Source organism: Komagataeibacter xylinus (assembly GCF_004302915.1).
Taxonomy (GTDB): domain Bacteria; phylum Pseudomonadota; class Alphaproteobacteria; order Acetobacterales; family Acetobacteraceae; genus Komagataeibacter; species Komagataeibacter xylinus_C.
Map to the genome: position 1 here is coordinate 1 of NZ_QQBI01000061.1, position 8,951 is coordinate 8,951.

An 8,951-nucleotide genomic window follows, 5' to 3' on the forward strand; every position below is an offset into this window, starting at 1 on the left:
CCAGATCGGGCTCCTGTGGGATGACTGAATTCTACAAAATAACCCAAAATTTCCTCAAGTGTGAGAAATTCGCGTCATTGCCGAAGACAAAAGTTGCTTCCTGTAAATCGCTCCAACACGTTGTTACAGATGAGGCAAGAGGATGGTGTGTCGGTGTCACAGCGACAATTCGATCGCTCCACAGTGGTAAGGTAGCTGCGCCAGGTTCGTTCAGTGGAAGGGTTATAATTACTAAATCAACGATACCGTCGAAAAGCGCCGAAATTACATCTCTGTGGGATGCGTCACGATATATAAAAGAGATACCGGGGTGAAGAATTCTATAAGGTTCGATGAAGTCCGATACTCGTCCTGGCGGTATATTGCTTTGTATTCCTATTGATACGATACCGCTTTCGCCAAAGGCGCATCTCCGAGTATATTCATAAAGAGTATTTGTGTCGTGCAGCAGAGCCTCAGCCTGTCGGAGGAATGCTTCGCCGACTGGCGTAGGCGTTGTGCCAGATGATGTCCTGCGGAAAAGCTGAATTCCGACGCGCTCCTCAAGTAGTCGAAGTGAACGACTGACTGCGGACTGTTTGGAATTTAGAGCGCGCGCCGCGCCATGGATACTTCCTTGAAGAGCAATTGCGCACACGCATTGCAGTTCCCGTAGATCAAGAGGAGGGTGTCTTACCATTTCATTTCTGCCCTCACATACAAATTAAAATTAGATATTTTGTAGTGTGAGTGTTGTAGAATGCGAGAATATGATTCATTAATACCTAAAAAATATAAGGAAATATTGGAATAAATATGATACTCCATAATTAAGCTCCCATTCGATTCATTTGCATATATAGCTATGTCGACATGGCTCTAGTTTGTAGGTAGAGATAAGGTTGTCGGGTCCATTCGCCCAGCAACAGCAACAATTGCAATAATAGCAGCAGAAAATGCAATTTCGGCTATTGTTCCGCGTTGAAGATATTTAAGGCTGGCGGTAATGTTTCTCTTCTGTCGTAGATTTCTTACGTAAACATATCGGTTGACGCAGGCGATACAGACCATACCGCTCGTTAATCCCAGCTTGAGAATGAGTAGTGTAGAATAGACAGTGAAATGCTTCGGCCATCCGCCCAGGATGTTCAGGCCCAGTCCAGAGCCGGTAAGCAGGACCAAAGGCACCGCGATATGTCCCGCAGCCGAATACCGTGCTAACGCCATTTGCATGGAGCGATCCCACTTCTTTTTTCGTGTATCACTGACAAGCATGGCAACGGGGATGAGGCCCCCGCACCAGAAACCACCTGCAAGCAAATGCACGGCCTGGAAGAACATCGCGCCCATACCGATCATGCGCACGTGACCTGTCAGAGCTGTCGCCGTCAGAAGCAAGCATGCGGGTATGACCGACAGGAGCGCGCCGCATTTACGCCAAGTTAGAAGTAGAAGACAGACACCAGCTACGGCCTGAATGATCCACGCCTGTCCAATGGTGGTGTCAACAAGCACGGCTTTGCTTAAAGTCGGCGAGAAGGCATCCTGCCACCCATCTCCGACCTCGGAGACTTCGGCTGGCAGTGTTGCAATGACTATTACTGTCGTAAAAACGCTCCCCCATGCCCAAAACTTTCTCAGGCGGGCAGAGAGTGCGATTCCGAGGTCGCGCGGAGCCAGCCACCCTGCAAAAAGCAGACTACCTGTAAGAAAGAGCGCCAGGCTGTCTCGTGCGGCGCGACATAGGATCAGGAAAGCATCCGGTGTCATCGGTTAGTAACTGTGAACCCGTAGACGCCGTGAGTCTTGTGTCCATCGACGGCAAGGGCGTGCCAGGTTACGGAATATCGTCCAGGCACGAGGTCAATTTTGAGCGGGACCGTCAGAGTCTTGCCGTCATCCGACAGGGCAACGTTTCCTGTTTCTATAACATTACCCTTGGGGCCAGTAACAACGACGCCGGTGAGCTTGACAACTACTGCTTCAGTAAAGCCTAGCGTCAGGCTCTGCGGTGCCGTTCCCGTGCTATCCGCAGCGGGTATTTCGGCGTTCAGGTGGGCATGTGCATAGGCAGGGTCCGCCATCTGCAGAACGAAGTTCCCTGCGAGACACATAGAGGCAACGATTTTACGGATAGAAGTCATGTTTACTTTCCTTGCTTGGTGTGAATTACAGCAGAAAGACAAATATTTTCAGAGAAAAAAGTCTCTTATTGACCAACGAAAGGAATGCCTTCGACGCAGCTATGCTGTTGAAAACAGAATAGTATTGAAAGCTTTCGTCATGCGTTGCTCAAGCTCATCAATGTCTTTTTTAGAAATAATGAGAGGAGGTGCTAAAATTATGCTGTCGTATGAGATTCTTATCAGGACGCCGTGTTCCATACACGCTTTCACAACTGACCGTTTTATGTCTGTCTTCTCATCATTTCGGAAATCAAGCTCCCTGTAGCTACAAAATCCGACTTCAATCGCGCTTAATAATCCGATTGTCCGTGTGGATCGGACCAGCTCGTGTGCCGCAAGTTTCGAAATCATCTTTATCCAATGTTCCGAAATATCCTGCACATGATCTACTATTCTTTCATCCTCGTAGATTTTTAGCGTTTCAAGGGCGACGGCAGCGGCAACAGGATGTGCGTGATATGTGCCGCCATGATGAAACCCATGGTGCATAATCGAGCAGTCCACCAATGCGGAGTGAAAATCATCATTCATGACGACCGCCGAAATCGGTTGATAGGCCGCTGAAAGCCCCTTCGATGCGACCAGACAGTCGGGTGTTTGCTTGACAGTCTGGCTTCCCCACATCTTTCCGGTTCGACCGAAGCCCGTCACGATTTCATCGAAATAAAGAGGAATATCGCGCATCGACAAGACATTGCGTATTGCTTCAAAATATCCTTTCGGCGCTGGGTACATGCCGCCAGCAATCGAGACTGGCTCGCAGAGGAAGGCCGCGATATTTTCGGCACCCGTGTGATCTATCAGTTCTGCCAGTTCCAGCGCCAGGCGATGTGCATATTCTTCTTCTGTTTCTCCAGCCAACGCGTCGCGTGGCCAGCGCGGTTGCGCAGCATACAGAATATCGTCACCCGTCAGATCGAATGAATTGATAATGCTTTCGATCCCGCCAAGTCTCGTGGCAAATATCGTCGATCCATGATAGCTCCCCCGACGCGTGATTATTTTATGCCGTTTTGGATTTCGTTGTTTATTGATATACCAAGTCGTTTTAATGAGAGTTTCGATTGCTTCCGATCCGGTTGTGGCGAAAAGAACGTGAGCGTCCGGTATCGGCGCTGCCGCGCTGAGCGCGTCCGCAAGCGCGTGGACGACAGGGACCGTCCGGTTTAGCGCGGTGGGATAGACTGGCAGCTCTCGCATCTGGCGTGAGGCGGCTTCGATTAGGCGTTCATTATGAAAGCCGAGCGTGGCGCAAAACAGTGCCGACACCGCGTCGATATAGTCTTTACCCGAAGAATCGAAGACGAAGACACCAGATCCAGATACCATATCGACGCCTGATGACATGGCGGAGTTGCTAAGATGCGATAAGCCGTACACTAGTCGCGAAGTCATCATTGTGCGCCTTTACCAGAGGGAGAGGCTGAGGGCAGAGCCAAAGGGCAGGTCTTTCCCGGATCTGAGAACGCCGGGTTGGTGAGGAAGCTCTGATCCGTTAGGGACTTCAGGAAGGCGATCACGTCCGCGATCTCCGCCTCGCTGATTTCGAACGGCTCGATGAACTGGTCGCGTAACGGGTTCTCTCCGTGTGGCCCTGTCGCCGACCGACCTCCCTTCGAGTAATGTGCTGCCAGCACGTCGTGCAGCGTGGCGATGGAGCCATCATGCATATAGGGACCCGTCAGAGCGACGTTGCGCAGGCTTTCCGTGCGGAATTTCCCCTCGTCCTCTGCATTGCCTGTCACTGTCCGCAGCCCGTGATCACTGGCAGGATAGGCCCCCTTGCCGTCCTCGTTATACAAGCCGGTATTGTGAAAGCCTGTTTCTGGAAAGGGCATGTTAGCCGCGCGGATATTGTCGGTCAGATTCAGGCCGTTATGGCAATGCGAACATTCGAGCTTCTCGCCGAAGAAGAGCGCCTCGCCCCGTTGCGCGGCCGGGGACAGCGCCGTCTTGTCGCCATGCAGCGAGTGGTCGTAGGGACTGTCGAAGGACAGCATCGTGCGCTCGAAGGATGCAATCGCCTTCGTGACCGTGGAGAGTGTGATCGCACCCTTCGCCTCGGGAAAGGCGACGCGGAACAGGCGCGCATAGCAGGGATCATCCGAGAGCCGGGCGAACAGCGCCTTTTCCTGGCCGCCCATGCCCAGCTCGACCGGTTGGTCGCTGAACATCGGGATCAGCATCTGTTTCTCCAGCGTGGTGAGCTGTGGATTGGCCCAGGTGTAGCTCGGCAGATAGGCTACGTTCGCCAGTGGCATCGGCGTGCGTAGTCCCGGCTCGCCATGCGCGCCTACATGCGTCGGGACACCAGAGGCAAAGCCCAGTTTCTGGAGATGGCACGACGCGCAGGCGAGCGTCCCGTTCTCCGATAGCCGTTTGTCATAAAACAGCCGCCGCCCCAGTGCGACCTTCTCTGCCGTCATCGGATTATCGGACGGGACGACTGGCGCAGGCGCCCAGGAGGGGATGTCCCAATGCCACGTCGCGGGCCGGGTTGCGGCCGATAGAAGCAGCGCCCCCCCACCCAGAAGGGACATCTGGAGAACTTTGCGAAATAACGTGCGCATCTTATCGACCCCGAAATACCGACTGAGCCGGCGGAGAGGTCTCTGATCCGAATGGCAGGCCGAACTCACGGAACACACCTGCGCAATCCTTGTCGTCCGGTCCAGACATGCAACCTGGCGCACTATTAATCTGGTTGGTGCTGACATTACTCAGAGCGAGCAGTCGACTTATGTCGAGCTTCACGGTCTGATGCGCCGGATTGAACTCCGGCAGCGTGACCGTGACGAGGTTCGGGGCCGTGCACGCGCCCTTCGGCGCCTCGACCGGACTGGCGGACTCACAGCCGGTGCTACCGATGTGGACAGGGAAGCCATGGGGTCGCGCTTTGTCGCCAGGCTTCGGAATCATCATGATATCAAGTGTAAAAAAACGATATCCTGACTGCCAGGTCCAAAACATGCTCGTCATGTTCAGCGGTGGCTGTGCAATAGTAGGATCGCCGTGATTGGCGGCCATAGGTAGCCCAACGGTGAAGCGCAGGCCGGTGAAATGGCCTTGCGGCCAAACAAAACTGATAGTCGAGTTCGGCGACGGAGCCGTATCGCTGCATGGAATATTGCGATCAATTAGGTCGATCAGCGCGATCCCGTCACGCTGCCAGAGGCCGGACGGCCCCGGCTTGACCGGCACCGTGCGGCCGTCCTTCGTGAGTAGGGCTACATCGTGGATGTAGAAGCGCAGATCGTTGACCAGAACCGTGTCGCCCTGCGTGCCGACCGGCGAGAGCGTTCGGGTGCAACTTACCGGCTGATCGCCGAATGTCGCCTGGAATGTCAGTTGCCCGAGTTTTGGTGCTGCATAAGCGTTTGACGATGCCCCCGCTATGAAAGTGCACGCGAACAAGGCTCTAAACATCATTAACGATCTCATCCTTATCTCCCGATAACGATCTAAAACGCGTCTTACACGCCTCAATTCTGCGATGCGACGTTATTGAGCAATGTCCACCCAGGAAATGTTTCCAATTTCCATGACGGAATTAGAAAGTATCCGAACCCGTGTTCTGGAGGGGCCGGTGGTGAGCCGATATCTATTTCTTCGACAGTCCTTATCAGGTGGACGTTCCGTGCTTTGAACGCGACAGTCCATGTCGGATCAGAGCTATGTGCAATCGCAATTCCCAGAAAGGACGAGCGGTCAAAAGCTGCCCATTGGGCAGCAGCGACGGCACGCACTTCACGGCAGACCTTTTTTGATAATTTCCCGACCAACGGAGATTGACCACGCCAGTCATAAACTGACAAGTGAAGGGTCCAATCCAAGGGATGACCATGCTCATAGGCCCATTCCATAAATGGCCTGAATATGACACCATTATTTTCGTCATCTATTTCCTGTAAAGAAGGGCAGGGATCGAATATCGCGTGCCACGTTCCTCGTAACGCTATATTTATCCTTACCTGTTGGCGGTGAGAAAGATTGAATTCTCTTTCTCGTGAAGGGCGCGTCATGCTGCTTACAACATCGCAATCACGCTCTAAATCATGATCAGCAGTCATATAACAGCACTCTTTTCCAATGTAAGTTGTTGTCGTATTCTTGTGATATCTTGAACAATACTATTATATTCAACATTACGATCTCGTTCGTACGTGATGGTCGTTTCTGGATGGCAAAGCCGTGATCTCAGTTCGGAGAGAAAATTCAGCGTTTCCACAGAAATCTCCGTGCCGTGTGTGTCGATCATTACATTCGGATCACTTACCGACGGCTCGTAACTTCCTACATGAAAATGCCGTGTCTCGTTTGCTTCGCCGACCCAGCTTTCCGTGGAGGCGCCACAGTTTATCTCGGAACAGACAGCGTTCGATATATCAAACAATAGTCCTGCCCCGACTTTACTTCGTAGATCAGAAAATAATTCGGGCGCTTCAAATCCACCGTCTAATATAGACGGAAAATTTTCAAGAAATAACTTCTCACCAATTTGCTCCTGCCACCACGACACTTTCTCAATTAAAACCTTTCTGTTCCTGTAGTCTATCTCGGAAAGGAATGAGAGGTTTTGGCCATTGCACGAAAAAGACGCAAGGTGGTCAGAAATGTATATAGGCTTTAGAATATGTGCATGATAGCGAATTTGTTCAGCCATCTGGCTCAGAGATTCTCTATCATTTTCTAAAAATCTAGATCGCATAATATGGAAAGCAACTGGACATTTAATAGTTGCCAGAAGCTCGTGCGGGTCTAGATGAAGAAAATTATCTATAAGAATTTCATAGTAATTTATATGACCATCATTTAGTAATTTGTTTGCAATTGGCAGAACTTCGCTTCTGGTAAAATTAAAACCTATGCGCATGATGGTCTCCCTTAATTTGAATAGGAAAGGGTGCGCGCATAGCGCGCACCCCCTATGGTTCAGTTATAACCACCACAGACTGTACCCGGACCGCAGATCGAGCCGGCCATTGTTGAGACCTTGATCTCACGACGAGAAAGCACGGTGATTTTCATTGATAGACTCCTTGTCTTTGAAATTGCCGACCGTCACATCGACGTACCGGCAGAAAAAATTAACATATTTATTTAAAAAAACAAAGTAAAAATGAACATTTAGAACTTATATGCAATATTGAACCTAAAGCTTCGTCCAATTTCAGGCACATCATTATTGCTAGAGATGGATTTGTACATATAATATGTCTTGTTGGTCAGATTGGTGACGGCAAAATTCACACGCCATGGCTTGCCTGGCATCTGCCAGTCAAAAAGAATGTCATGCAACATATAGCCTGGTCTTCTGCGGGTTATCGTAGAATCATAATCCTGCGCCTCTACAGCTGTGAGGCTGTACATGGCGGTCAACCCGATTTTTGGAAAAGTGTAACTTACATCTGCCGCGACTTTATCTGGTTGAGCCAGAAGGTTGGCTCCGGTGTTTGCATCTTTTACACGGAGGTGGCTATAACTTAAGCCAAAATTGATGTTCTCTATATTATAGGTTGCGCGAAGTTCAATTCCATAGCGGGTGGCATGTTGAATGTTCGTATATTGATAATTTATCTCGTTTCTTTGGTAGAGTGGGCTCCAGTGATGTCCGATTACAGATAGCTGAATAAGGTTCGTAGCATCTTCATAGAATCCTGTAGCACGTACCGATGCGTGATCCTTGGTTGAGAATAATCCACTTTTATTGTAACTGAAACCACCTTCATATGTGCGCGCGCTTTCTGGTTTTAATTTATTATTTGGAAGGAAATAATAACTATTGGGAGTTACGATGTAGTTCATATTTGTTTCTTGAATTGTAGGGGCGCGGTAATTTTTCCCCCAACTAAGATAGACCATCCAATTTCGATTTGGATGCCACGCTAAGGTAATTTTGGGTAGAATTGCACCGCTAGTGCTGGTGGATGAGTCAGACGCAAAGGTATTGTAGCGGTCGTAACGAAGGCTTGGCGTTAGTACGATGCCGTGCGGAAACTTGATTTCATCTGATCCGTAGAACCCGTAAACTTGCTGTTGTCCATCGGGGATATTTCCTCCCCCTTGCCCATTTTTTTGGAGAGTATGATTGATGTCTCGGTAATAATTTGAACCTATAACAAACGTATGATTCCCAAACCGTCTAAAATCCTTTCTTAATGTCTTTTGTATGTCGAAACCGTAGGTCTCTAAAGTTTGTGTTTCACCTGAATATAGACTCTGAAACGGACCGGACCAGGATGTGTTCTTAGTTCTGTAAAGCGTTAACCTCCCATCTTCGTTGCCGTGAGCATCGTGGGTGGTTACATGGAATGTAGAGTCATCCTGTCTGATGCCCGTCTGTTGGTTGTACGGAACATATTTTCCAATAGACGAGTCATAGATCTGGAGATGTTTTGCTTGTGCATTGCCGGGCCGATAATTTTCAATGTAATAAAACTGCTGGCCAAAATCGATCCGAATTCGATCACTGATATCATAACCCAACTTTAGCAGAGCGCTGTTGCTGGTTCCGTCATTTGGAGCGAGCTTTTGACCTCCTCCTAAGTGAATTGTATTGAAGGACTGTCCGGCATAAGCCAGAAGAGCGTCGAATTTTCCCCATTTGCCGTAAATCTTCGCGCTGCCTTTGGCGTTTTCATTCGCGCTCTGATATCCGCCGTCCAGATCGGCTCCCCATGTGCGGCCGGGGGCGAGTAAATCTTTTGCTTCGACGCGGAAATCTCACGGAAGGGTTGTACATCGGGTCAGATTATGAAAAAGTCTGTTTTGTAGAAAAGATGTTTT

10 protein-coding genes are annotated in these 8,951 nt (G+C 49.9%); all 10 read right to left on the reverse strand.

The window, feature by feature from the left end; all coding sequences use genetic code 11:
* Nucleotides 1-31: 31 nt before the first annotated feature.
* Complete coding sequence (locus tag DV027_RS18210) at nucleotides 32-679, reverse strand: LysR family transcriptional regulator (protein ID WP_130732929.1); 648 nt, start codon at nucleotides 677-679, stop codon at nucleotides 32-34.
* A gap of 179 nt (nucleotides 680-858) precedes the next feature.
* Entirely contained in the window at nucleotides 859-1,749 is an 891-nt protein-coding gene (locus DV027_RS16525) for a CopD family protein (protein WP_130732930.1), read from the reverse strand.
* Nucleotides 1,746-2,123 (reverse strand): copper homeostasis periplasmic binding protein CopC, encoded by a 378-nt coding sequence (copC, locus tag DV027_RS16530; RefSeq protein WP_207303531.1) that lies wholly within the window; start codon nucleotides 2,121-2,123, stop codon nucleotides 1,746-1,748. The genes DV027_RS16525 and copC overlap by 4 nt, the downstream gene beginning before the upstream one ends.
* A 99-nt stretch (nucleotides 2,124-2,222) precedes the next feature.
* Entirely contained in the window at nucleotides 2,223-3,494 is a 1,272-nt protein-coding gene (locus DV027_RS16535; protein ID WP_242621982.1) for an aminotransferase class III-fold pyridoxal phosphate-dependent enzyme, read from the reverse strand.
* Between the two features lie 65 nt (nucleotides 3,495-3,559).
* Nucleotides 3,560-4,735: a methanobactin export MATE transporter MbnM gene (locus tag DV027_RS16540; RefSeq protein ID WP_165399231.1), complete on the reverse strand. Its 1,176-nt coding sequence runs from the start codon at nucleotides 4,733-4,735 to the stop codon at nucleotides 3,560-3,562.
* A gap of 1 nt (nucleotide 4,736) precedes the next feature.
* A complete protein-coding gene (locus DV027_RS16545) occupies nucleotides 4,737-5,594 on the reverse strand; it encodes an MbnP family copper-binding protein (protein WP_130732932.1) in 858 nt (285 codons plus the stop codon).
* 53 nt (nucleotides 5,595-5,647) lie between these two features.
* Nucleotides 5,648-6,235, reverse strand: a complete 588-nt coding sequence (mbnC, locus tag DV027_RS16550; protein WP_130732933.1) for a methanobactin biosynthesis protein MbnC — start codon at nucleotides 6,233-6,235, stop codon at nucleotides 5,648-5,650.
* A complete protein-coding gene (gene mbnB / locus DV027_RS16555; protein ID WP_130732934.1) occupies nucleotides 6,232-7,038 on the reverse strand; it encodes a methanobactin biosynthesis protein MbnB in 807 nt (268 codons plus the stop codon). The genes mbnC and mbnB overlap by 4 nt, the downstream gene beginning before the upstream one ends.
* Nucleotides 7,039-7,097: 59 nt before the next feature.
* Nucleotides 7,098-7,193, reverse strand: coding sequence for a methanobactin (mbnA, locus tag DV027_RS18160; RefSeq protein WP_130732935.1), 96 nt, complete (start codon nucleotides 7,191-7,193; stop codon nucleotides 7,098-7,100).
* A gap of 99 nt (nucleotides 7,194-7,292) precedes the next feature.
* On the reverse strand, nucleotides 7,293-8,651 hold the full coding sequence (locus tag DV027_RS16565) for a TonB-dependent receptor domain-containing protein (RefSeq protein ID WP_242621983.1): 1,359 nt from the start codon (nucleotides 8,649-8,651) through the stop codon (nucleotides 7,293-7,295).
* Between the last annotated feature and the right edge of the window lie 300 nt (nucleotides 8,652-8,951).

Coding starts and splice junctions, on each gene's coding strand:
- DV027_RS16525 (WP_130732930.1), bottom strand. CDS start 1,749: ATGACACCGGATGCTTTCCTGATCCTATGTCGCGCCGCACGAGACAGC.
- mbnC (WP_130732933.1), bottom strand. CDS start 6,235: ATGACTGCTGATCATGATTTAGAGCGTGATTGCGATGTTGTAAGCAGC.
- mbnB (WP_130732934.1), bottom strand. CDS start 7,038: ATGCGCATAGGTTTTAATTTTACCAGAAGCGAAGTTCTGCCAATTGCA.
- mbnA (WP_130732935.1), bottom strand. CDS start 7,193: ATGAAAATCACCGTGCTTTCTCGTCGTGAGATCAAGGTCTCAACAATG.
- DV027_RS16535 (WP_242621982.1), bottom strand. CDS start 3,494: ATGGTATCTGGATCTGGTGTCTTCGTCTTCGATTCTTCGGGTAAAGAC.
- DV027_RS16545 (WP_130732932.1), bottom strand. CDS start 5,594: ATGATGTTTAGAGCCTTGTTCGCGTGCACTTTCATAGCGGGGGCATCG.
- copC (WP_207303531.1), bottom strand. CDS start 2,123: ATGACTTCTATCCGTAAAATCGTTGCCTCTATGTGTCTCGCAGGGAAC.
- DV027_RS18210 (WP_130732929.1), bottom strand. CDS start 679: ATGGTAAGACACCCTCCTCTTGATCTACGGGAACTGCAATGCGTGTGC.
- DV027_RS16540 (WP_165399231.1), bottom strand. CDS start 4,735: ATGCGCACGTTATTTCGCAAAGTTCTCCAGATGTCCCTTCTGGGTGGG.